11 protein-coding genes are annotated in these 25,443 nt (G+C 60.7%); 1 reads left to right on the top strand and 10 read right to left on the bottom strand.

Annotated elements, in window-relative coordinates; genetic code table 11:
• Positions 1–9 precede the first annotated feature (9 nt).
• The 10 genes from V6582_RS01555 to V6582_RS01510 are packed head-to-tail and all read right to left on the bottom strand — an operon-like array spanning position 10 to position 22,830.
• Entirely contained in the window at positions 10–762 is a 753-nt protein-coding gene (locus V6582_RS01555; RefSeq protein WP_156634608.1) for a thioesterase II family protein, read from the bottom strand.
• The gene (locus V6582_RS01550) at positions 759–2,450 is read right to left on the bottom strand and encodes a condensation domain-containing protein (RefSeq protein WP_156634607.1); all 1,692 of its coding nucleotides are present in this window, start codon (positions 2,448–2,450) and stop codon (positions 759–761) included. The genes V6582_RS01555 and V6582_RS01550 overlap by 4 nt, the downstream gene beginning before the upstream one ends.
• Before the next feature lie 7 nt (positions 2,451–2,457).
• On the bottom strand, positions 2,458–10,203 hold the full coding sequence (locus V6582_RS01545) for an amino acid adenylation domain-containing protein (RefSeq protein WP_349508844.1): 7,746 nt from the start codon (positions 10,201–10,203) through the stop codon (positions 2,458–2,460).
• On the bottom strand, positions 10,200–14,606 hold the full coding sequence (locus V6582_RS01540) for a type I polyketide synthase (RefSeq protein ID WP_156632133.1): 4,407 nt from the start codon (positions 14,604–14,606) through the stop codon (positions 10,200–10,202). The genes V6582_RS01545 and V6582_RS01540 overlap by 4 nt, the downstream gene beginning before the upstream one ends.
• A 51-nt stretch (positions 14,607–14,657) precedes the next feature.
• Positions 14,658–15,218, bottom strand: coding sequence for a siderophore biosynthesis protein (locus V6582_RS01535; RefSeq protein ID WP_156632132.1), 561 nt, complete (start codon positions 15,216–15,218; stop codon positions 14,658–14,660).
• A complete protein-coding gene (locus tag V6582_RS01530) occupies positions 15,215–15,793 on the bottom strand; it encodes a hypothetical protein (RefSeq protein WP_156632131.1) in 579 nt (192 codons plus the stop codon). Before V6582_RS01530 ends, V6582_RS01535 begins: the two co-directional genes overlap by 4 nt.
• Positions 15,794–15,805: 12 nt before the next feature.
• Positions 15,806–16,033, bottom strand: coding sequence for an MbtH family protein (locus V6582_RS01525; RefSeq protein ID WP_156632130.1), 228 nt, complete (start codon positions 16,031–16,033; stop codon positions 15,806–15,808).
• On the bottom strand, positions 16,030–17,430 hold the full coding sequence (locus V6582_RS01520) for an aspartate aminotransferase family protein (RefSeq protein WP_156632129.1): 1,401 nt from the start codon (positions 17,428–17,430) through the stop codon (positions 16,030–16,032). The genes V6582_RS01525 and V6582_RS01520 overlap by 4 nt, the downstream gene beginning before the upstream one ends.
• On the bottom strand, positions 17,427–18,305 hold the full coding sequence (locus V6582_RS01515; protein WP_234889695.1) for a class I SAM-dependent DNA methyltransferase: 879 nt from the start codon (positions 18,303–18,305) through the stop codon (positions 17,427–17,429). The genes V6582_RS01520 and V6582_RS01515 overlap by 4 nt, the downstream gene beginning before the upstream one ends.
• Positions 18,298–22,830: a non-ribosomal peptide synthetase gene (locus tag V6582_RS01510; RefSeq protein ID WP_156632127.1), complete on the bottom strand. Its 4,533-nt coding sequence runs from the start codon at positions 22,828–22,830 to the stop codon at positions 18,298–18,300. Before V6582_RS01510 ends, V6582_RS01515 begins: the two co-directional genes overlap by 8 nt.
• Before the next feature lie 440 nt (positions 22,831–23,270).
• Between V6582_RS01510 and V6582_RS01505 the strand changes: the two genes are divergently transcribed.
• Positions 23,271–25,424, top strand: coding sequence for an AMP-binding protein (locus V6582_RS01505; RefSeq protein WP_234889694.1), 2,154 nt, complete (start codon positions 23,271–23,273; stop codon positions 25,422–25,424).
• The last annotated feature ends 19 nt before the right edge of the window (positions 25,425–25,443 follow it).

Here is a 25,443-nt window from a genome sequence, read left to right as displayed (position 1 = left end):
GCTTAAACCTCACGCCTTAGGCGATTTTCGCCAGTTCCGAACCCCAGTTCCGAGCCAGAGAGTTTCCAGTCGTGCTGGCAGCGTGTCAAGCACCGAACGCTCCAGCATATGCGTCCCCGTGACCTGATGCAGGCTCGTGCCGCCGGTCACGAAATCACACCAGGCTGCGGCTGCCTGCTGGTTTACAAAGGCGTCGGCATCGGAGAGAAAAATATGGGCGGGACAATCGAGCGTGCCGCGCGTCGCATCATGTGTATAGGTCTCGCAGATCCGGAAATCATTGCGCAGCACCGGTTCGAAAAGCTCCATTGCCTCGGGATTGTTCAGGATTTCAGCATCTGTTCCGCCGAGATCGATGAGCGCCTGGCGAAAGGCGTCAGCTTCCATGGTGTGGAACGGGTCTCGCTCATAGACCATGCGGTCCGGTGCATTGCAACCGAGTGCGAAGAAAACCTCCGGCATCCGCAAACCTGCCCCCATGAATCGGCGGGCGATTTCATAGCCGAGGAGGGCACCCATCGAATAGCCGAAGATCGCATACCGCCCGCCGATATAAGGCTCGAGTTCAACGGCAAGCTGATCGGCAAGCGCGTCGATCGATCGCGGTGCCTGTTCGGTATAGCGCGCTTCGCGGCCCGGCAGCGCGACCGCATGCACCGTCATCGTGCTCGGTGCGGTTCGTGTCCAGTTGCGGAAAAGCCCGGCCCCGGTGCCTGCTGGCGGGAGGCAAAGAAGCACGGGGCGTGATGGCGTTATAGTCATATGTCAATCTCGATATAGTCTGTGGTCTGGGGGACTTGCGGGCGAAGGCTGTCAATATAGGTCGCAAGGTCGGCAAGGACGGGGTGCTCAAACAGGACGCGCATTGGCACCGGAACGCAAAACGCGCCGCGAAGTCGGCTGGCGACACGCACGGCAAGGAGCGAATGGCCGCCAAGCTCAAAGAAGTTAGCCTGCCCATCAAGGGGACCACATTTGAGCACCTCCGTCCAGATTTGCGCCAGTGTGATTTCAGTTGCGGAAGGCGTTGCGGATGTCGGGATGCCCGATACTGCCTGTTTCAGTGGCATCAAATGGGTGCCGCCCCCAGAACCGCCCTCAGAGAGACCAGCCGCCGCCATCACTGAAGGCAGTTCATCCAGAATTGCGCACACATCTGTGGTGGATGAGCGGATCATGATGGAGGTAATATCAACCAGTCGTTCAAGCAGAGCCGCTGCGGTCTCCGATGCGAGCATGTCGCGGCTGAAACCGGCCATCAGCGTCAGGCCCGTCGGGTGCGGTGTTGCCCAGAGCGTGAGCGGAAAATGGGTTCGCTCGTCAAAGTCGATGCCTTCTGTTTTGAGCAGTGCAGGCGCATCACCTCGCTTCGCCTGCACCGGGAAATTCTCAACAACGAGCAGCGTGTCGAAAAGCGAAACGCCCGGACCTTGGATAGCGGCGAGGGGTACATGGTCGTGCTCACCCGTTTCGGCATGGGCTTTCTGAATGGCTGCAAGCCAGTCAGAGACGGGTTGCCTTTCCTCAAGGCGGACACGCACGGGCAGCGTATTGATGAAGAGGCCGATCATCGTCGTCGCGCCCTCCAGTGTCGCCGGACGCCCCGCCGTCGTCGTGCCGAAGATGAGATCACGGCTGCCGGTCTGGCGTGCAATCAGCAAGCTCAACGCGCCTTGCAGCATCGTATTGAGTGTAATCCCATGGGCGGCACCATAGGCCAGCATGGTCTCATGCAGCGGCTTTGGGACTTCTCGGCAGAGCCGCTCGAACTGGCCTGTCGCTTCCCCTGCCAGAAGCCGGGTCGCGCCCGCAAAACCCTGAAGCCGATCCTTCCAGAAGCGAAGCGAAACGGCCCGCTCGCGTTTTTTAAGCCAACCGATGTAATCGCCGTAAGGGCGCGCGGGCGGAAGGGCTGGCTCGGCCTTGCCTGTTGCGCGCCGATAGAGCGAGAGCACCTCATCGAGCAATTGACGGATCGACCAGCCGTCGAGGATGATATGATGGTAGCAGACGACCATGATCGACTGGTCTTGTGCGGTTCGAATCCATTGGACCCGGATGAGAGGCGGACGGCGCAGGTCAAACGGCTCGGCCCTGTTGGCGGAAAACAGCGCTTGTAGCTGGTCACGCTCGCTTGCGGGATCGCTGCCGGTCCAGTCGAGCATATTGAATGTCACCGGAAGGCTGCGGAAGGCGATCTGGAACGGCTCGTCGCGCTCCTCCCAGAAGAACCCTGAACGCAAAATCGGATGGCGGTCGATTGCGCCTTGCCACGCCGCCCTCAGAGCGTCCGCATCGACGGTGCCGGTGATGCGCAGCGCCGTTTGCGGCATGTAGAGGCCGTCGCCGGGGGAAGACACCGAATGAAAAAGGATGCCCTCCTGCATCGGGGCAAGCGGATAGATGTCGGCGATATTGTTGCGCTCAAGGCGCTGGCTCGCATTCTGCATGGTGTCCTCAGAGATTGCGCAGGATGGCTTCGAGGTCATCCTGGTCAAGTGTCATGTGCTTGAAGTCCGCAGGCGTATAGCCGGCTTCGGTTGATGTCAGGCAGAAATCGACAAGGCTTTCGAGATGGTTTTGCAGCCCCGCTGCAAGCGTCTCCATCGTCTGCCGATCATGGATTTGCCGGGAATAGGCGAGGCGGATGCGCAAATGCCCGCCGCTGACAATTGCATTGATGTCGAGCAGCACCCCGCGCGCATTGCGCGCGCCACGTGGATCGCCCGATGGCTCGGCTGCGCGTGACAGCAAGGCATCGGTGGAAAACAGCGTATCCGTCTGGCCAAGATAGTTGAACCGGATCTCGGCGATATCCTCCAGCCGGGGCAATGCCACGCCCTTCAGATATTTCAGGACGCCATAGCCGATGCCGTCGTTTGCAACACGGCGGAGGCTTTCCTTGACCGAGAGCAACGTGGTTCGGGTGTCGCGCCCGGTGACATTGAAGAGAACGGGATAAAGACCCGTAAACCAGCCGACGGTGCGGCTCAGATCGACGCCTTCGAACAGGTCTGCCCGGCCATGACTTTCAAGGATCAGCCGGAGCCTGTCGTGTCCGGTCCAGTCGCGGATTGCATTATAAAGTGCCGCAAGCATGACTTCTTCGGCATCGATTGGATAGCAGGACGGCACGTCCCGGAGAAGGCGTCCGGTGAGGTCAGGATCGATTGTCAGATCAATGATCTCAGTGTCGCCAGCGCAATTGCTGCCCGAACGGTCCGTCGGGATCGCTGCGGTCTTGGCCTCGGTAATCGTGCGCCAATGGTCCTTTTCACCATCGAACACCGCGCTGTCTTTCAGCCTGCGCACCCAGCTATCAATGCCTGTCGTTCGGGGCGGCAAGTTCATCTCAAGACCGGCTTCACCCGCTGCGAGGCATGATTGAAGGTCATCGAGCAGGATGCGCCATGAGACGCCGTCGATCACGAGATGATGCGCTGCGATCAGCAGCCGTTGCTCACACCCGTCGATGGTGACAAGCGTGGCACCCCAAACGGGGCCTTCGGCGAGATCGAAGCGGCGTTGCAGCGCATTTGCTTCGCTCAAAAGCACGGCATCGGCCTCGGTTGCCATACAACGGGTGGAACGCAGCGGCGGTGCCCCTTCGGCTTCCGTCACGACCTGACGCCATTGTCCGTTTTGCTTGCAAAAACGACCGCGCAGCGCATCATGGGTCTGGTGGAGAAGGTCCAAGGCGTTTTGGAGCGTCTTTTCATTGATCACCCTGCCGGGTTTCAGCACCAATGCCTGATTCCAATGGGCCATATCAGGGTAATTCTGCTCAAAAAACCAGTGCTGTGCCGGGCCAAGCGGAATGTCTCCGCGCATCGGTCCGGTCTCGGGTAATTCTGTCGCCAGATCGGAGACGGATGCGGCAAGGGCTGCAAGCGTTGAATATTGGAAGATGTCGCGTGGCTTAATGGCAATGCCAACGCGGCGCGCGGCAGCCACGACCTGAATAGCGAGGATTGAATCTCCGCCGAGCGCAAAGAAGTTGTCGTTGCGTCCGATTGCCTCGCGTCCGAGAAGTTTCGCCCAGATCGCGGCGATCTTCTCTTCATAGCCATCATGTGGTGTCTGGTCTTCTGTGACCGTCGTGGTTTCATCCGATGGGTCGGGTAGAGACTTGCGGTCGAGCTTGCCGTTTGGCAGGCGCGGGAGCTTGTCCAGCATTGCAAAAAACGTCGGCACCAGATGGCGTGGGAGTTCTCGGCTCAGATGGGCAGAGAGCGCCGCCTTACCGACAGGTGCTACCACCTCGATCCATGCGGCGAGGCGGGCATAGCCGGTATCGTCACGCCAGGCATCGACGGCAGCACCTGTCACGCCGGGATAGCGCATCAGCACGGCCTCGACCTCGCCCGGCTCGATCCGAAAACCGCTGATCTTCATCTGACGGTCTGCACGGCCGAGATAGTCGAGATTGCCGTCGGCCAGTCGACGAACGCGGTCGCCGGTCTTGTAGAGCACAGGGGCTTGGCCAGCCCTGTCAAACGGATTCGGCAGGAAGCGCTCCGCCGTCAGGTCGGGGCGATTGTGATAGCCCCGCGCGATACCCTCGCCCGCAAGATAAAGCTCGCCCGGCATGCCGATTGGCACTTCGTTGAGCGCAGCGTCAAGGACATAGGCGGTGGTGTTGGTGATGGGCTTGCCGATATGGATGGGCAGTCCCTCGTTTTCGATCCGGCATCCCGTGGAATAGGTCGTGTCCTCGGAGGGACCATAGAGATTGTAAAGCGCATCGACCTGTCCAGTGTCCAGAATCGCGCGTGCAAGGCTCGGTGGCAGCGGTTCACCTGCAAGGCAGACCGTCTTTGCCTTAGCGGGCAACGGGCCGAACCGCATGAGTTCGGTCATCGGGGTCGGCACTGTGTTGATGAAAGTGATCTCGTGGGCGAATTCTGCGTCCGGCAGTTCGAAAAGATCATCGACGATGAAGATCCGCCCACCGGCGGCAAGCGTCACGAAAATTTCGAAGATGGACAGGTCGAAGCAGACGGATGTTGACGCCAGCATTCCGGCAAAGCTCTCCGCCGGGAACGTGTCGAGCGCCCAGTGTGTGAAGGCAACCGCATTGCGATGTTCGATTGCAACCCCCTTCGGCAGGCCCGTCGAGCCGGAGGTGTAGATAAGATAGGCGAGGTCGCTGCCTTCGGTCGTATGGGGGAGAGGGGTCCCGGAGACGGCCTGCGTTCCGTTCCAGATGGTGGTCGGATCGAGCGTTTGGATGTCGGCGAAGTCATCGCGCTCCTCCTGCGTCAAAAGCAGGGAAAGGCTTGCATCATTTGCGACAAAGGCAATTCGTTCCTTCGGATATTTCGGATCGAGCGGCACATAGGCAGCGCCCGTCTTCAAGACGGCAAGCATGGAAGCAATGAGATTAACGGTACGCTCAAGGCAAATACCGACGGCGCTGCCGCGTCCGATGCCAAGGGAGACTAGACGCCGGGCGAGCGCCTCCGCTTGCTGGTCAAGCTCAGTATAGGTCATGCTCCGGTGCCGATCAGTGACGGCAATGGCATCTGGTGTGCGCTCCGTTGAGCGCGCAAAGAAACCGTGCAGACTCGCTGGCACCGCGTCATAGGTCTTCGCCGTCGCGTTCCAAGCGGCAATCTGCTGACGCTGCCGCTCTGGCAGTCCGTCTATTTCGACCTGTGCTCGCTCAGGGGTCGATAGAAGAGCCTCGACCAAGGCCGTGAAAGCCTCAGCCATGTGGTGGATCGTCTCCTTGCGGAAGAGATCGCTGCGATAGATCAAGGTGCCGGAAAACTGGTCGCCGCGATGGCGCAGATCCAGCGTCAGATCGACCTTCGACGTTTCCTGCGCGAGCATCACCGGGCTAACGGTCAGCCCATCAGGGCATGGGCTATGCGGCTCGTCGGCTTGCCAGGTGACCATCACTTGGAACACAGGGTTGTGGCTCCAGCTTCGCTCGACCGAGAGGGCATCGACCACGCATTCAAACGGCGCCTCCTGATGGCGGAAGGCATCCAGAACGAGCAAACGTGTGGCCGCGACCTGCTGTGAAAAGCTTGTTGCAGCATCATGCGTCAGTTTCAGCGCCAGCGTGTTGACAAACAGCCCGATAACATCCTCCAGCGCGCGGTTTGGCCGCTCGGATACCGGGGTTCCGATGACGACATCGGAAGCGCCGGAATAACGCGACAGCAGGGTCGAAAAGGCGGAGAGAAGCACCATGAAGGGTGTGGCGTCCCGCTCATGGGCAAAATTGACCAGACGGGCCGTAAGCGCATGATCGAGATGGAAGGGAATGCTGCCGCCCTTGAACTCTTGGCGCGCACCGCGCGGAAAATCCGTCGGCAGCTCCAGAAGTGGGGGGGCATGTTCCAGCAGGCGGCGCCAATAGTCGATCTGCTCGCCCAGCGGCTGCTTTCGCTGCCAAGCGGCAAAATCACCATAGGTCAGGGTAAGCGGTGGAAGGTCTGCCACTTTGCCCTGTCTGCCTGCATCATAGAACCGCGTCAGATCCCGCAGCATCAGCTGAAGCGATTGCGCATCCGAGACAATGTGGTGGAGTGCTACGAAAACAACATGCTCGTCAGTGGAGAGACGGAAAATCCGGGCGCGGAAGAGCGGACCCGTCGCCATGTCGAACGGCTGCCTGCATGCAGCAGCAAGCGCCTCCGGCAAGGCGGCTTCGTCCGCATCCACAATTGCGATGTCTGGAATGTCGGTCGCACCGATCTCGACAGCAGGTTGTCCATCGCGATTGACGATCCGCGTGCGCAATGCCGGATGGCGTGCGGCAAGGGCTGTGAAAGCGTGTTGCAGCACTTCCAGATCAAGCGCGCCATGAAAGCGGATTGCAGCGGGAACAGTGTAGGCGGCGCTGTCCGGCTCCAGCTCGGCCAATGTCCAAAGCCGTTGCTGGGCAAAGGACAGAGGTATCGCCGCACTATTCGGGAGGGCATCGATGGCGCTTAAAGGTGCCGCCATCGGTGTCTCGTCACGCTCAAGGGCGGCGGCGAAATCCTTGAGGCGGGGGAATTCAAACAGTTTTCGCAACACGGCATTTGTCGGAAGCGATGACGACAGCCGGGCAATCATGCGCATGGCCAGCAGCGAGTGACCGCCAAGCCGGAAGAAATTGTCATCCCGGCTGATCGAATCGATGGCCAGCACATCGGCCCATGCATCTGCTGCCCGCTGTTCCGTTTCGGTCTCTGGCGGGCTGGACCAGGTTGCGACTGTTGCGGCCAGCGATGGCAGTGCTGCGCGATCAATCTTGCCGTTCGGCTGCTGTGGCAGGCGCGGCAGGAAGCACCAGAGCGTCGGCACCATATGCACGGGGAGGACGTCGGACAACGCCCGGCGCAGCTCGGTTTCGTCAAGTCTCACGCCGTCTTGGGGTTCGATAAAGGCGGCAAGCTGCCGATCCGTGCCTTGCGTGACAGCCACAACCGCCTTTTCGACGCCGGCAATCTGTTCGAGATTGTGCTCGATCTCGCCTGTTTCGATGCGCAAGCCGCGCACTTTGACCTGATGGTCAAGCCGCCCGCAAAATTCCAGATTGCCATCTGCCCGGCGGCGGATGCGATCCCCGGTTCGGTAAAGACGAGAGCCGGGCTCACTCGAGAACGGGTTGGCAATGAACCGCTCAGCTGTTTGCTCAGGTCGGCCAAAATAGCCGCGCGCAAGGCCCGTGCCGCCGAGATAAAGCTCGCCGGAAAGGCCGGGCGGGCGAAGGCGGCCAGTGCGGTCGAGAATATAGGCTTGCGTGTTTGGCAATGGCTTGCCGATCGGCACGACGCCGCCCTGATAATGATCACCCTGCAACGGGACTTCCGTTGAAAAGCAGGTATCCTCGGAAGGGCCGTAGAGATTGAGGATACGCAGGTTCGGATAATCGCGTTTCAGGATGGCGACAAGCGCTGCTGGCAATGGCTCGCCGCAGAAGGTTGCAGTCTGCACGCTGTTTGGCAATCTGTGTTCTTGCAACAGTTCTTGCAGAAGGCTTGGGACCGTGTTGATGAAAGTCACATCAACCTTGGCGGCAAGCTGCGGCAGCGCCAGAAAATGATCTGCGACAACGAGCGTGCCGCCGAGGACGAGGGGCGCATAGAGTTCGAAAATCGACAGGTCGAAGCTGATCGAGGTTGGCACCAGCATGCGCGCCACCTCTTCGCGGGTGAACCGCTCCCGCGCCCAATACATGAAGGCGACGACGGAGCGATGCTCAATCGCGACACCCTTGGGTCTGCCCGTCGAGCCGGACGTATAGATGATGTAGGCGAGATGGTTCGGTGAAACTGTGGGCCGCGCCTCCAGCCGGATGTCCGGCAATGTCGTGACGTCAACGAGCGTCTGGGCTTGCGTGGCGAAGGCTGGGCGATGATCGACAAGCAGGATGGTAATCCCGCTGTCCTCGGCAATGAAGGCGAGGCGGCTTGGCGGATAATCGGCATCGAGCGGCACATAGGCCGCACCTGCGCGCATGATGCCAAGGATACCCGCGATCATCCGGGGCGAGCGGCGCATGCAAATGCCGACCCGGTCGCCGGGTTTCACACCAGCGGCCACCAGACTTGAGGCAATGCGCGAAGACTGCGCTTCGAGGTCGCGGTAGGACCACGTCAGATCGCCATCGGTCACCGCGTCCGCATCCGGCGTTTCCTCGACCTGTTTCAGGAAGAGATCATGCAGGCATTCCTCAGCCGGATAATCCCGCACTGGACCGGAACCGGAAGCGATGATGACCGCTTCTTCCTCAGGTTTCAGCAGAGAAAGTGTGGAGAGCCGCCGCGAGGGTTCGCGCACCACAAGCTCCAGCAGGCGCTCAAAACGGACAAGCATAGAGGCGATGGTGCTCTCGTCGAAAATCTGGCTCGAATATTCGATCTTGCCCTTGATGTCCGGCTGGTCGTCTTCGAGGTTGAAGCGCAAGTCATATTTTGTTGCCACTTCGCGCAGCGGATAGGGTTCAATCGTCAGTCCATGCAGGCCCGGCGGCGGAGCAATGCTGTGCTGAATGTCGAATTTCACGTTGAAGAGCGGGTTCAGGTCCGAGAGCGAGCGCTCTGGATTGATTGCTTCGACGAGGCGCTCGAACGGAATATCCTGATGGGCAAGGCCACGGCGCACAGCATCGGCAACCTTCTGGAGCAGAGCCGTAAAGGCCGGATCGCCGGACAGGTCGTTGCGAAAGACAAGCGTGTTGACGAGCGGCCCCATCATTGTTTGCGTCTCGGGCCGGTCGCGGTTGGCAACCTCGCTGCCAAGGATGATATGGTCGCTGTCGGTATAAAGATGCAAAAGCACGTTGAAGGCGGCAAGCAGCAATGTAAACAGACTGACATTCTGCTCAGCAGCGAGCGCCCGCAACTTGAGTGACAATGCCCGGTCGATCAGAACGGGAAGATGTGCGCCGCTAAAGCTTGCCGCTAGGCTGTGCGGCCGGTCCAATGGCAATTCCAGCACGGGCAGTTCGCCCGCAAGGCTTTCCGTCCAGTAGGCGAGCTGGTTGGCAAGGGCGGGACCGTCCAGCAAGTCGCGTTGCCAGAGCGTCCAGTCGGCAAACTGCACCGGAAGGGGCGCAAGCGCTGCTGCTGTTCCCGTCGCTTCGGCATGGTAGAGCGTTGAGAGATCGCGGGCAAAGACGCCCATCGACCAGCGGTCGCTGATGATATGATGCATGCCGAGCGCCAGCACATGCTCGTGCCCTTGCTCGTGCTCTTGCTCGTGACTGTGCACCGCAACCAGCGTCGCGCGGATCGGCGGGCGGGTGAGATCATAGGGCGTCTCGACAAATGCTTTGAGATGAAGACGGGCCTCCTTTTCCGGCTCTGGATACTGCCGGCAGTCGTGATAGCCGATATCAGCCGCGCCGGATGCCCCGACGATTTGCTGCGGCTGGCCATCCTCGCCCATCGTAAACCGTGTCCGCAGGGGTTCGTGCCGAGCAATGAGGGCAGCATAGGCGCGCGCGAGAGCTGCGCGGTCGAGCGGGCCTTTCAGCCGCAGCGCGAGGTTCATGTTGTAGGCAACGGTGCCGGGTTCCAGTTGCTGCATGAACCAGAGGCGTTTTTGCGCCGATGACAGCGGAACCGCAGCCTCACGATCCGCCCGCGGCTGGATGCCGGAGGGGGCGGGAACAGTGATGCCCTGTGCTTTCAGCTTCTGCTCCAGCAGCGCCCGCCGCTCCGGCGAAAGCCCGGCGATCTTCGCGAAAAGTTCGTTCATCGTGCATTTCCTCCGGCGAGAAGCCTGCTCACATCGGCGTCGGACAGGGTGTCAACCTCATCGAGAAGATCGGCGAGGGCAGAAAGGTCGGTCTTCTCCGACATGCGCTCCAAAATCGATTTGGCGATGGCGGCAGCGGTCGGATTGTCAAAAAGCAGCTCGCGCATGGCGATATCGACGGGGAAGGCCTCCCGGAGTTTGGCAACGGCGCGGATGGCGAGCAGGGAATGGCCGCCGAGTTCATAAAAGCCGTCATCGGCCCCGATGGGCGATAGGCCGAGGATCTCTTCGAAAATGCCGACGATCCTCCCCTCGGTGTCATTGCCCGGCTTGCGGTAGGCGACACTGAGGGCGGGGCGTCCACGCCCGCCATCGGCTGGTTCTTGCGCGTCGATGTCGGAAGCGACCGGGGGAATGGCTCCGCCCGAAAGCATGGTCTGTCCGGTTGCGCCGTTTTCAATCAGGCATCGCGTCAGATCCCATGCGGCTTCCGTCGATATCGCGAAGGCGTTCGCACGGCCCGTTGCCTGCAAGGTCGTGCCGGGATTTGCCTCGATCAGTGGATAGCCAATCGCGAACCATGGCGTGGTGCCATTCTTATTCTCTTCGGCGACAATCCGGTCGATGGCTTGGTGCGTGGCAGCGTAGGCGCCAAGTCCGAGCCCGCCAACGAGGGTTGAGAGCGAGGACTGAACGCAGCAAAAGCCGACTTTCCGTTTCGCCACAGCTTCGCTGAGCGCACGAACCGGGCGCAGTTTGCTCGCGATATTATAGGCCCAATGGGCCCCCGCCAGCTCACCAATCAGCGCGGCGGATTGATGGTTTGACTGCGGCAGGCTGAGAAAGATGCCGTCGATCCGGCCCAGCTCTGCGAAAACATCGTCGAGAGCGCCTTTCAAGGCGGCGGCATCGCCGCAATCAAGCTGCCGTTTGAGCTGAACCGGATACTCAAAAGCCGGTGCCGTAGTATCTTGAAGCAGAGCGACGGTTGCGCCGAGCCCAGACAGGGCATCAACCCAGGTCTTGCCAACGCCATCAACGATATCGCCGATCACCACATAGACACCGTTCCGCTTGAAATCGGGGCCGCCTTGCGGCGCGTCAAACCGTTCCGTTTCCGGCAGCCAGCGATGCGCGCCGCGCAAGGCGAGCACATCGTCTTTCTCCGACAGGGCTTCGCGGATGCGCCTCGCGATATCAACAGGCCGTGCAGCATCGATGTCGATATGACGGCAATGGAGCGATGGATATTCTTGGGCGATCACCTGAAGAGTGCCCGCAGTCAGAGCCTGCGGAATATCGAGGTCTTCCAGACCCGTGACATCGGCTGCCGACCGGGTCAGAAGCGTGAGAGTGACGGCGCGATCAAACTTCGCCAGTTCCCGCGCCAGCGCCAGAAGGGCTTGCGCAGCAGTTTCCGGCGCTTCGTTCGAGCAAGGTGTGAGCGGCCAGCCGAAGACGATATGGTCGGGGCTTGCCCCTCGCTCGGCAAGGGTCTCGAAAAGGCTGGCGTAGTCTTCGCTCATCGTGGGGCGGAGGCTGAAGCAGCGGAAGTCTGGTTCGCTGAGGCCGGTGCCGATCATTGCGCGATAGGGTTCAGCACCGCTCCGCTCAAGCTCGGCAGTGAGGGCGGAGCCAAGCTGACCATCGTCAAAAACAAGCACGCGGCCCTTCAACCGATTAGGGCTGTGGTTCAATTGTGCACGCCGCCAATTGGTGCGGTAGAGGCCGGGGCCTTCAACATTCGCGGCCGTCCTCTTGGGCGTGGCAGGCTCGCTATCCGCATCGACCCAGTAACGCTCGCTTTGGAACGGATAGGTCGGAAGCCGTACGCGCCGCCGACCAGCCACTTCGGCTGAATCCAGAATGCCGTTCAATTGCCAGAACTGACCGACAGCAGACAAAACCTGTCCCGATTCATCCTTGCCTTCCGCGAGTGTTGCCAGGATTCGGGTCCTCTCAACGCCTGCCGCAGCGCTCAACGTGCCGAGTGCGCGGCCGGGGCCGATTTCTATGAAAACAGGTGCTGCAAGGGATTGCAGCGTGCGCGTACCGTCCTCGAAGCGGACGGGCTGCAACAGGTGACGCGCCCAATAGTCCGGGTCGGTCGCATCCTGTGCCGTCATCCATGTTCCCGTGACATTGGAAATCAAAGGAATTTGCGGCACTGAGAGGCGAACACCTGCAACGACATCGCGGAACTGTGCCGCCGCTTCCGACATCATCGGCGAATGGAAGGCGTGGGAGATTTTCAGCAGGCGTGCGGCAATGCCCTTGTCTTTCAGGCGCCCCTGAAGGCTTGCGATTGCCTCCACCGGGCCAGAGAGAACGCTGAGACCGGGCGCATTGGCCGCAGCCAGCGTAATGACCCCGTCAAGCCACGGCGTGATCGGCTCATCCGCATGCATCACCGCGAGCATGGCACCGGGTACTTGCGCCTGCATCAACCGCCCGCGCGCAACGACGAGCTGGAGCGCTGTTTCGAGGTCAAAGATACCAGCAAGGCAGGCGGCGACATATTCGCCAATGCTGTGGCCATGCAGGGCCGCTGGTTTGACACCGTGGCTCATCAAGGCTTGCGCAAGCGCATATTCAACAGCAAACAGCGCCGGTTGGGCAAATGCTGTGCGGTCAAGGTCATCCGCGTTCGAAAACAGGCAGGCTTTGAAGTTGATCCCCATCAGCCGATCCAATTCGGATGCGCAGGCGTCAAAGGGGGCACGAAAGGCTGGCATGTCGGCGTAAAGCGCCTTGCCCATCGCCGTATACGGACTGCCCTGACCGGGAAACAGGAAAACGGCTTGCGCTGTCTCGCCTGCGGCTGTGCCTGTTTGGGCAGGGTTGCGTAGGTTCCTGGCAGCCTCTTTGGCATCGCGTGCTACGACGAAGCGGCGCTTGGCAAAATCGCGGCGGCCATGGCGCAGCGTGTGCGCGACATCTGCCAATACCGGGGCATCTGCATACTCCGAGCCTACGGCAAGGCGTGCCGCGAGGGCCTCGCTGCTGGCTGCAAGTTGCTCCTCGGTTCGTGCCGACAGAAGCAACAGTTCCGGGCCGCTGCCTGCCTTTGAGGCCGGGCTGGGTGGTGCCTCTTCCAGCACGACATGGGCATTGGTCCCTCCAATGCCGAAGGAACTCACGCCCGCGCGGCGCGTGCCGATCTGATTGTCCCAGTCGCGCAGACGTTGATTGACGAAGAAGGGGCTGGCTGCGAAATCAATTTGCGGATTCGAGTTCTCATAGTGGAGGCTTGCGGGAATCCGCCGATTTTTCAGGGCCAGCACCGCCTTGATGAAACCTGCAATACCGGCGGCGGTGTCGAGATGGCCAATATTGGTTTTGACGGAGCCGAGCGCGCAGAAGCCCTGACGCTGCGTATCGCGACGAAACGCCTTGGTCAGTGCTGCAACCTCTATCGGGTCGCCGAGTCTGGTGCCCGTTCCATGGGCCTCGATATAGCCAATGGTGTCAGCGCGCACGCCTGCCATGGCCTGCGCATCGGCGATCACTGCCGCCTGACTATCGACCTGCGGCGCGGTGAAGCTTGCCTTCAACGCACCGTCATTGTTGATCGCAGAGCCAAGGATGACGGCGTCTATCGTATCGCCATCGGCCAGTGCATCTTCAAGCCGTTTCAGAACGACGATGCCGACCCCGCTGCCGGGGACCGTGCCACTAGAGGCGGCATCGAAGGCGCGGCAATGGCCATCGGCAGACAGGATTCCGCCTTCGCGAGCGCGGTAGCCGGAGGATTGCGACAGTGCAATGCCGCCAGCCAGCGCCATGTCGCAATCGCCGGACAGCAGGCTCTGGGCGGCCATGTGGACAGCAACGAGCGAGGAAGAGCAGGCGGTTTGCACGGTAATGGCCGGGCCTCGCAGGTTCAGCTTGAAGGCTGTACGGGTGGCCAGAAAGTCCTTGTCATTGCCGACGAATAGCTCATAGGGGCTGACGGTCTCGCGGATGCGGCTGTTGTCATGCAGGTTGAAGAGATAGGTATTGATGCCCGCTGCGGCGAAGACGCCAATCGGTCCTTGGTAGCGATCACCCACATAACCGGCGGTTTCCAGTGCCTGCCAGGCGCATTCGAGGAAAATACGCTGCTGCGGATCGAGAATTTCAGCTTCGGCCGGGCTGTAGCCGAAAAATCCCGCATCGAAGCGATCCGCACCCGCCAGCGGTGTGCTAGCGGCCACAAAATCGGCAAGTGCTGTCGTCTCCGCAGAGACGCCGCGTTCCTTGAGTGTTTCCGGCGAGAGGCGCTCAATCGATTCCACACCATCGACCAGGTTCTGCCAGAAGCGTTCAACATCCGGCGCTCCGGGAAAGCGGCCAGCCATGCCGATGACGGCAATATGATGCCTGATGTCATCGGAAAGAGGGGCTGCGGACAGGTCATTCATAACAAGGTTCCTTGATCTGTTCTCGTGGAGCGCTCAAGAATGTGGGAGGGCTCAGGAATGAAACGGGCAACCTTTGCCCTTAGGATCGATGAGGCCGAGCCGTCCGCGCTCAAAGCGGCGCAGGGTATCGACAGCATTGCGGTCCTCGAAGCGCAGGCTTCCGCTGTCGACGAAGCGTGAGCAGACGCCGGTATGGCTTTCAGCGAGATATTTATAGGCCGCAATAAACTTGGAATGGGCGACGGCGAGTTCATCCGGCAGCGTTTCAAAGATCGGGCGGAGATCCCGCCAGATGCTGATGAGGACGGCATGGTCCCAGGACATCAGGCCGCTGAAGTCATCCGATTCCACATTCGGCTGCGTCATGGAGGCACGCACTGTCGTCTCGTAGACGTCTTTCGGAAAACTCGCGGCAAGTTCCATGGACGCAGCCGACGAGACGAGCAGTGTCGAAGCGGTATTGAGTTCCTGTTCGGCAGACGCCAGCACGCCGCGCTCCACCGACAGCTGGAACCGGCGCAGCGAAACGATGAGCCCCTGAACGTTCAGGAAGAATGCCCAGTGAAACTCCCGCCAGATCGCATAGGGAGAGGGAGGGCTGACGGCGATCATCGAAGCGGCTCCAGACCGAAGGTCCGGGCGAGCAAATGCGCGTGGCTTTCAAAGCCTTCCATCTGGTGGCGGACGTGGACCACGGAAAGTTCCGGGCTGCGGGCAAAGAGCTGCGTGACGGCGCGCACCGTCTGGACGAGGCTCCGCACCATGGCGACGGCGGGCTCTTCCTCCGACTGACGGTTGACGCGGAAATAGCGATCATAGTCCGTTACCTGAAAGGCCGTGAGCGGCAGCCCCGCCGTTTCGATTTTTGGCCTTTCGCCTGCCGCCTTGCCCAGCTCGGCCAGCAGCGCGTCCAGCCGTTCGGTGATCTCCAGATGGTCAAGCTCAATCGCCTCAAGCAGACCGGAGAGGACGCCATGCATGCGGCGTTTCTCGATCTCGCTGAGCGGGGTTTCAGCGGGCAGCCAATCAGGAAGTGGCAGGTCGAGCCAGCCATCATCGGCAGGTGCCTCCATCTGACCGGATGCCTTGACCTCTTTCAGGGTGATCTGGCCGCGAACCGGACTTTCGACAGGACGGCTTTCCTCGCTCACGATATCCGGGTCGAGGGCGCGTTTATACTGGCTCAAGGCTGCGCCTCCTTATCGGTTAACGGACGTGTCGCCGTCCATCTGGCGACGAAGCGAAAGCGGGCGCATATCGGTCCAGACCGCAGCGATATGGTCGAGGCAGGCCTGTTTTGCCCCCTCGAACCCGCCATCGCGCCAGCCAAGGGGGATAGCCTTGTAGGTCGGCCAGATCGAGTATCGCTCCTCGTCGCTGATGACGACGCGGTATGGAAAATCAATGGTTTGGTCCTGGTTGCTCATGGCGTTGTTCCGTCGGATAGGGGGATGAGGCCGAAACCTGCAAGCGATTGCAGGCCGTTCAGGAAGGCATCATGGATGGCTGTGATGTCGCCATCCGAATGGGCAGTGGAAAGGAAGCCGCCCTTGTCACCGCTGCGCAGATGAATGCCAGCGGTGAGCAGTTCAAGCGACAGCAATCCCAGTGCAAGCGGCGGAATGCGGCTGCGGTTGACCGCAATCGAGAAGAAGGAGCCGAACTGCGTGAAGACAACGGGAAGCCGCGCTGCCGCAAGCGATGCATTGAGGCGCTCCACAAGGCTGTACGTGCGTGCGTTGAGGCCATCCTGCAAAGACCGGCCCTGCTGGAGCAGGTAAGTCGCGGCTGCGCGCGCTGCCGCAAGCGCCAGAGGATGACGACAATAGGTTCCGGCGAAAAAGGTCGGCTGGGCTGGGGGCACGGACTCATCCCCGAAAGACCAGGGGCCACCGTCGATATGGTTCATCAACCGGTTGCTGCCCGCAATCAACGCCAGCGGCAAACCGCCACCGGCAATCTTGCCATAGGTCGCCAGATCCGCCTCAACTTCGAAATGGTCCTGCGCGCCGCCGGGTGCGACGCGAAAGCCGCTGATCATCTCGTCGAAGATGAGAACCGCGCCAGTCCGCTGCGTGATGTCGCGCAGCGCATGCAGAAAGGCGCGGGGCTGGACGTCGATATTGCGGCTTTGCACCGGCTCGACCAGCACGGCGGCAAAGGTTTCACCATCCCGCTCCAAGACTTCCAGTGCGCGAGGGTCGTTATAGGGGAGCAAAACGACATCCTCGGCAGTCGCGGGCGAAATGCCGGGAAAGGCGGGAACGGTGCGCTCGTCATCCGGGGCGGCAATGCGGTTGAGAACCTGATCGGAATGGCCGTGATACGAGCCGATGAACATCGCAATTTTGCGCCGCCCGGTGGCCGCGCGCGCCAGCCGCAGCGCGGTCATCACGGCTTCGGTCCCGGTATTGGTAAAGGTTACTCTTTCCTTGCCCGTCAGTTTGCAAAAGAGTGCTGCGGTCTCGCCTGCCAGATCAGATTGCGGCCCAAGCGCAAAGCCCTTGGCAAGCTGTGCCTCAATCGCGTTGCGGATGAAGGGCGGATTGTGGCCAAAGAGGTTGATGCCCATCCCCATCAGCACATCGATATAGCGATTGCCGTCGATATCGTAGAGTGCCGTACCTTCCGCCCGGTCTACCACGATGGGGTAGAGCGCCTCCTTGGCCATCAGCGAGAAGGGGACGCCGATTGCCGATTTATCAGAGAGCACGCGCCGGTTTTGCGCGCTCAAAGCCTTCGATTTTCCCGTTTTCCTGTTGAAGGCGGCTATGATGGCTGCTGCCGCTTGGGCGGGCGTTGGGTTGCTCGTCAACGCATTCATAGGGCGGTCTCCTTTGCAGTCTCTGCCTGCATTTCGGCAGCGGGCGCTTTCCGGCAGAAGAAATAGGCGGCATGGCTATCATCGACCGGCCCGCCTTGCGTGCTGCGCAGTTCGGTGGAAAAGCCAGATTCATGGAGCGCGCGCGAAACCGCGCCGAGATCGTGACCCCAGATTCGGTTGACGACCGAGTGATGTTCCCATTGGGGCCGCAAGCGGCTGAAGCGGGAGAGGAGCGCGAGCCGGATACGCCGGGACCGCGCCAACCAGCCAACCAGCCGATCCAGCACGGAAACCGGATGCGCATCGGGACGGCGGTAGATATCCACGGTGAAGGCACCCCGGTTTGCTGCCGAGTCATATTGTGGTGTAATCAGCCACGCGAAGTCGGTGTTGATCTCGCCCTCCGTTGGATGGCCGCGCCAATAGCGCGACATCTGGGCCGGATGGTTGACGTCGAAGACGAAGATGCCGCCCGGCTTCAATGCGCGGCTGACGCTCGAAAACACAAAGACCAGATCAGTGACGCTTTGCATGTGATTGAGCGAGGCGCTGGTGCAGAGCACGGCGTCAAAGGGCGTGACGAACGCGAAATTGCAGGCGTCACCCTCCGTGAAGGCCACCGACGGGGCGTTTTCGCGGGCATAGCGCAGCATGTCGGCGGAGCCGTCGAGGCCAGTCACCTTAAAGCCGCGCTCAGCAAGAGCCGCCGCGAGCTGGCCGGTGCCGCAGCACAGATCCAGAATAGCACCACCAGTTGGCACATGGGGCAGCACCACACGCTCAATCGGACCGATCTTGTATGCGCCGTAGCGGGGGCCAAGTGTGCGGTTGTAAAGCCACGCCCAGTGATCGTATTTGCTTGCTTGTTCAAGCATATCTCTGCTCATTTTCTTTGGAAGGGTTGAGCGCGCCATTGAGAATGAAAGCGCGCAGATAGGAGCGAAAAAGGCGAAGATCGAGCGCTGGCTCGACAATCGATGCGAGCGCCAGCGCGCGATGCGTTTCACTGCGCTCAACGGTGCGGATTGTGCCCTGCGATGAACTGGCTGGCTTTTGTTCGAAAAGGCCCATCAACGGGTAAAGCGGATGATCGGTCTCTTCCCGCGCAATGCGATCCAGCTCGGCACGCCATTCCAGCCGGGGAATGCGTCGCAGATGGAGCCCTTCGGCGGCTGCCGCTTCGAACAGCAGCGCAGAGGAGACTGGCGAGGAATGAACCAGATGGAAGGTCTGGCCGACGGATGACGGCCTGTCCGCAAGGGCAATGATCGCTTGGGCGACAGTGTCCACCGGTAGCATTTCCAGCGGGGTGTCACCCTCCGGCGCAAGCCCTGAGCGCAGATAGCCCTGCATGAGTCTGCACAGGATGTCAGCTTTGTTGAAGGTGCCGGTGCGGCTATCGCCGGAAATCGCGCCGGGACGGTAGATCGTCACCGGGAGGCCACGCTCCCTTGCGGCTTCCACAAGATGCTCCGCAACCCACTTGGTCTGGTTATATCCGCCCGCAGGCAAGGGAAAGTCCCGGATCGCAGCACTTTCGGCAATGACCTCGCCAGCACCTCGCCGTGTCAGGGCGCTGAGCGAGGAGACAAGATGCAGGGGTCGTCCCCGGCCTGCCGCCGCCAGTCGGATCGCCTCGACCGTGCCGCCGACATTGCCCGCGCGAAGCCGTTCATAGGGATGGAGATGGTGAACCTCCGCACCATTGTGGATGATGGCGTCTACACTTTCGACAAGTGCAGTGTACGTAGCATCGGAAAGCCCGAACCTATGTTGTGAGAGATCGCCCAGCAGCGGTCTGATGCGTTCTGCAAGGTCATCCCGCCAGAGACCGTAGGATTGAAGCGATTGGCGCAGGCGATCCGCCCCGGTCATGCCCCGGACGAGGCAGGAGACTGTGCGAGACGTGTCCTTGAGCAGTTCACTGAGCAGATACGCGCCCAGAAAGCCTGTCGCTCCGGTGAGAAACACATGGCTTACAGGATGAGTAGACACGATCCGCGCCGGAAAGCGGAGGGCCGCATCAAGCTCGGTATCGGCCCGGCACATCTCCTCTTCCGTCATGAGGCTCTGGTTTCGGTTGCTTATCCTTGCCGCCAGTGCTTCGACCGTCGGGGCCTCGAAGAGATCGATAATGGCGATGTCGAGGCCGAACGCCGATTTGGCAAGCGCCGATAGCCGCGTGGCCAGCAGCGAGTGACCGCCGATCGCGAAGAAATCATCCGTGGCCGAGACAGGCGCGCACCCGAGGATCTGCGCAAAGATTGCCGCGATTGCTTTTTCCGTTTCCCCTTCCGGCGACCGACCAGCCTCTTGCGCCAGATCCGGAAGCGGAAGTGCTCTGGTGTCGATCTTTCCATTGACGGTGAGTGGCAAGCGATCAAGCCAGACAAAGGCGTCCGGCACGAGGTAGCGAGGCAGCCGTGCGGCGAGGAATGCCTTCATTTCCATGACGCTGATGGCGGTTGCATCCTTGGCAACGCCGTAGGCAATGACGCGTTTTTCACCATCGATCTCGTGGATTGCCACTGCCGCAGCTGCGGTGGCGGGATGCGCCAGCACCATGGCCTCGATTTCACCCGGCTCGATGCGATAGCCGCGGATTTTCACCTGATCGTCAAGGCGGCCAAGCACCCGGATGCGACCGTCCGCCATTTGGCAGGCACGGTCGCCTGTTCGATAGAGCACGCCGCCTGTTGGCGAAAATGGATCGGGCACGAAGCGCTCGGCGGTCAATGCCGGGCGACCGTGATAGCCTCGGGCGATGCCGAGCCCGCCGATATGCAATTCGCCCGGTTGACTGATCGGAACCGGCTCTAGGTTGGCGTCGAGCACATAGAGTTGCTTGTTGGCAGCGGGCAGCAAGGTCGCCTCGATAAGATGACCGTTGCCGCAGGGCACCATGCTCGCATTAACCGTGGTTTCCGTCGGGCCATAGGCGTTGATGAACAGCCGTCCCGTCCCCCAACGCTCGATCAATTCGGGCGTTGGCGCTTCGCCGCCGGTCAGCACCATGCGCAGTGCTGGATAATCGCCCGCTGGCAGCGCGATAAGCGCGGAGGGAGTCATCGTCACATGCGTCACGGCTTGCGTTTTCATGTGTTCGGCAAGCGCCGGTCCGGGCAGAAGGTCGCTGGCAGGCAGCAGCAGCAATGACGCGCCCGCGCCGAGCGCCATCACGAGTTCTGGAATCGAGGCGTCGAAGGAGAAGGAGAAAAACTGGAGCACACAATCGCCCGGCTTCACCCCGCCGATGCGGATCTTGTCTTGCGTCAGGTTGACGAGGCCCCTGTGCTCGACAAGCACGCCTTTTGGCCGCCCGGTCGATCCCGAGGTGTAGATGATATAGGCAAGGTGATCGGGCCGATTGACGAGATCAAGATTGCCCGTCGCCGCATCCCGTGGCCAATCGGTGTCGAGATCAATGCGGGTCACTGTCTCCGGCAATGTCCGGCGGCTCTCGGTGAGAACCAAACGGGCTTGCGAGTCTGAGAGCATCATGGCGAGGCGTTCCGGCGGGTAGGCCGGATCAAGCGGCAGATAGGCAGCACCAGACTTGAGCACGCCGAGCCATGCGGCAATCATATCGAAACCGCGCTCAAGCGCGATGGCAACAATGGTCTCTGGACCCGCACCGAGACCGCGCAAGTGGTGTGCGATCTGGTTGGCGCGTCGGTTCAGGTCGTCATAGGTCAGAGTGTGTCGCTTGCCGTCGATGACATGAACAAGCGCAATCGCGTCTGGTGTGCGGGCCGCATGAGCCTCGAAGACCGCGTGGAAAAAGGCCTTCTCATCAAAGGGTGTTGCCGTTGCATTCCAGCCGACGATCTGGCGCTGACGCTCCTCGGTTCCCAGCAAGGGAAGAGCAGCGAGGGCCATCTCCGGCTCAATGGCAATCGCCTCTATCAGCACACCGAAATGGGCGGCAAGAGACGCGATTGTCTCGGGGCGGAAAATGGCTGTGTCATATTCGAAAGTGCCATGGATCGTGCTTCCGGCATCGATCAGGTTGAGGCTGAGATCGAGCTTCGCAACACCGTCGCGCCGTGGCAGGCGGGTCAACGTGAGGCCCGAAAGTCCGACCCTTTGCGAAGGCTGAGTATCAAGCTGAAATTTCAGCTGGAAAAGCGGATGGACGCTCGGATCGCGCTCCGGCTTCAATGCTTCCACCAATTGCTCAAAAGGCAGGTCTTGATGGTCAAGCACCGACCATAGGGTCGCCTGGGTCTGGCGCAGCGTCTCGCGGAAGCTCGCTGCGGGATGAAGCTGTGTGCGGACCGGCAGCGGATTGACGAAGAGGCCGATCAATCCCTCCGTCTCCCTGTGACGACGGTTGGCGACGGGGGTGCCGATCACCAGATCTCTTTGCCCGGTATAGCGATAGACGAGGGTGTTGAAGGCCGTGAAGAGCGTGGCGAAGAGGGTGGCACCTTCTGCTTTCGCAAGCGCTTTTAGCCTGGCCGTGGTGCCAGCATCGAAGGCGATGGAATGCAAGGCTCCGGCATTGGCCTGAACAGGTGGCCGTGTGAAATCCCCCGGCAATTGCGTGGCGGGAAGCGGAGCTTCGAGATGATCGGTCCAGAACGCTAAAGACCGCTCAAGCGCCGGGCCTGCAAGATAATCGCGCTGCCATGCAGCGAAATCGCCGTACTGGATGGGAAGCGTGGGCAGATCAAGATCAACGCCCGACATCTTGGCGTGGTAGATCGCCGAGAGATCGCCAAGCAGCACATCCATCGACCAACCGTCTCCGGCAATGTGATGCAGTGTCAGCAGGAGAAGAGTTCGCTCGGGGCCAAGGCGGATCGCCGTGAGCCGGAGTGGTGGCTCGCAGGCGAGATCGAACGGACGCCGCACTTCCTCTTGCCGTATCCGGTCGAGTTCCGGTTCATCCGGCATGTCGCTCTGCCAGTCGATCAGTTGCAGCGGAATATCATTGTCGGAAATGATGCGTTGAGAGGGCAGGCCATCCCGCATCGCGATGCGGGTCCGCAGGATCGCATGGCGCTCTGCGACCGCCTGGAGCGCTGCCTTCAATGCGGAAAGATCGATCCTGCCACGTGCCTCGACAGCGAGCGATATATGGTGCAGGCCTGCATCCGGCATCATCTGTTCGACAAACCACAGGCGCTGCTGGGCAAAGGAAAGCGGCGGCGTGTCCGCATGACGGGCCGGGATCGTCTCGCTATTTGCCGCGTCATGATTCGCCGCCCCATCCTTAACGTTCAGAGAAAGCTTCGCAATGATCTCCGTCTTGTGGGCGCGGATCGCGTCGGTGATATCCTGCGTCAGCACACTCTCGGAGCCGGACAGCCGCAGCCGCCCATCGACGCTTGTGATGCGGATGCCTTTTTCCGACAGACGCGACAGCAGCGCTTCCACCGTTTCAAAAGCAGTCATTGCCATGCCTCCGCCAGAGCGCACCGGGCGTCGTGCGCGCGCAGCTGAAGGGTGGAAACGGCCGTCTTGGAGATGCCTTTGCCGGAGGCTATTTTGAAAGTCATTACAACCTCAGATTGGATTGTGAATTTCGATTATGAAGGCGTTGAACTGCTGTTTATATTGTTGACTAAGACATTCAAGAATTATATGCAAGTGCCAATTCGATGGCGAAGACAGATTGCCATCAACGAAATTTCAAGCGGCTGAGCGACCTTTTGTGAAAGCAAAACGGGCATGGGTCGGCGATAGGCGGATCTTCCGCAGCGCTCTTCAGCAAGGAGTGGATGGCAGTGCACGATACGTCCTGGACGCAACGAGCCTCGGAAAATTCGGCGGAATTTACATCAATAATTCATATACTTGAGCATCGTTCTCGAGATATGGCGGATGATATTGCCATGCGTTTCTTTCATGATGACGCGGTCGCTGCGGCGCAGGCAAGGCCGGATTCCTGGACCTGGCGCATGTTGCGCGATCGGGCGCGGCTTGTTGGTCGCGAGATTGCGCAGACAGGGCTTGTCATCCCCGGCGCGCGCATTCTTGTGGTCTATCCGCCAGGCCTTGCCTTCGTCGCCGCCTTCCTTGGATGCCTTTATGCAGGCACCGTCCCTGTCCCCGTTCCGGCTCCACGGCGTGCTGATGGAATCAATCGCTGGCTGCATATCGCGCGGGATGCTGGGATATCCGGAATTCTCTGCGCCGAGGAACTTCTGGACGCCCTTCGCCCTTTGCAACGGGCAGTCGGTCATGGCTTTGCGCTCGCCCCAAAAGCAGCCGATCCGGCAAACCCGGTTGTATTTGAAGATGACGGCGCGCCATTCCATGCGCTGGAGGCAAAGCATGTCGCTTTCCTGCAATATACATCGGGTTCGACGAGCGATCCGAAGGGCGTGATGGTCACGCACGGCAACCTGATGGCCAATCTGCGGCAGATCAGCACTGCCTTCGAATACGGTCCATCCGACATATCCGCCTGCTGGCTGCCGCACTATCACGATATGGGGCTGATCGACGGCATCCTGTCACCGGTGTTCAACGGCTTTCCTGTGGCGCTGATGGCGCCTGCCTCCTTCCTGCGTCGGCCCCTGCGCTTTCTGGAACTGGCAAGCCATGTACGCGCCACCGTTATTGGCGGCCCGAATTTTTCCTACGAGCATTGCGTCGATAAATATTCGCCAGAGGTTGCCGCCGGACTTGATCTCTCCGAAATCCGCATCGCCTATAATGGGGCGGAACCGATCCGCCCGAAGACGCTGGAGCGCTTCACAGCCGCCTTTGCGGCCCATGGTTTCCGTGGCAAGGCCTTTTATTGTTGCTACGGGCAGGCAGAAGCCACGCTGTTCCAGACGGGCAACAGTCCCGACGATCCACCGTTGATCCTGTCCGTCAGCCGCAAGGCGCTTGTCGAAACCGGGGCTGCGGTCGAAGCGGATGATGGCGACGAGCATGATAAACTCGCTCTTGCCGCCTGCGGCCGCCCTGCGGAGGGGCTTGACCTTGCGCTTGTCGATCCCGAGGCGGGCCTGCGTGTGGATGATGGAACGGTCGGCGAAATCTGGATCCGGGGGCCGAACGTCACGCCCGGCTATTGGGGCCGCACCAAGCTGAACGCAGAGACTTTTGATCAGGTGCTGGATGGATCGCGCGGCTGGCGCCGGACTGGCGATCTGGGCTTTCGCCGCAATGGGCAGCTCTATATCACTGGTCGGCTGAAAGATTTGGTGATCATCCGTGGCCAGAACCATCACCCGGAAGATATTGAGCAATCCGTTTTCTCCAGCCATCCGGCGCTTGCACAAGGCCGGGCAGGGGTCTTTGCCATCGAGGTCGATGGCGAGGAGCAATTGGGCGTGGTCTGTGAGCTGACCCGCGAGGGCCTGCGCGATCTTGATGGTGATGATGTCATCCGCGCCGTGCGCGGTGCCGTCTCGCGCAATCACCATGTCAGGGCCGCCGTCATCGCGCTGTTGCGGCCAAGCAGTCTGCCACGCACGCCGAGTGGAAAAGTCCGCCGCTTCGCTTGCCGACAGGGGATCGTGACGGGTGATCTGCGCATCGTTGCCCGCTGGGATACAAAGCCGGAGAGCGTGCTCAATGCCCCGGCAATTGTCGAGCAACGAAGCTGGCGCGACCAGCTTCAGCAATCGCCCAAAGCGCTTCGCAAGGAAGCGCTCCGGCATCTGCTGCGGCAGGAAGTGGCCATGCTTGCCCGGCTGGGCGAAGGGGACTTGCCCGGAAATTCCGCTGGCTTTTTCGATCTTGGTCTCGACTCTGTGGCGCTCGTCAATATCGGCGCGACGGTTGAGCGGGAACTCGGCGTGCCGGTCCGCCCAACACTGATTTTCGAACATCCCACCATCCTGGCCCTTTCGGACCATCTCTATGGTCTCATCGAAGACGATCAATCGGAGATAGCGCCTCTTCAGGACGCAAAGCCCCGGAGTGATGGGCCTGTGGCTCAGAACCCGCCCGCGTTTGCATCTGGGTCTGCCTCTGTCGCCAGCTCTGCAATCACCTCGGAACTTGCTGCCCTGAAGGCATTGCTTCGTTGAGCACAGCATCCGCAATTTG

Source organism: Agrobacterium vitis (assembly GCF_037039395.1).
Classification (GTDB): Bacteria; Pseudomonadota; Alphaproteobacteria; order Rhizobiales; family Rhizobiaceae; genus Allorhizobium; species Allorhizobium vitis_E.
The sequence above is the reverse complement of the archived record's forward strand: the minus strand, read 5'-3'. Positions and strand labels throughout refer to the sequence as shown.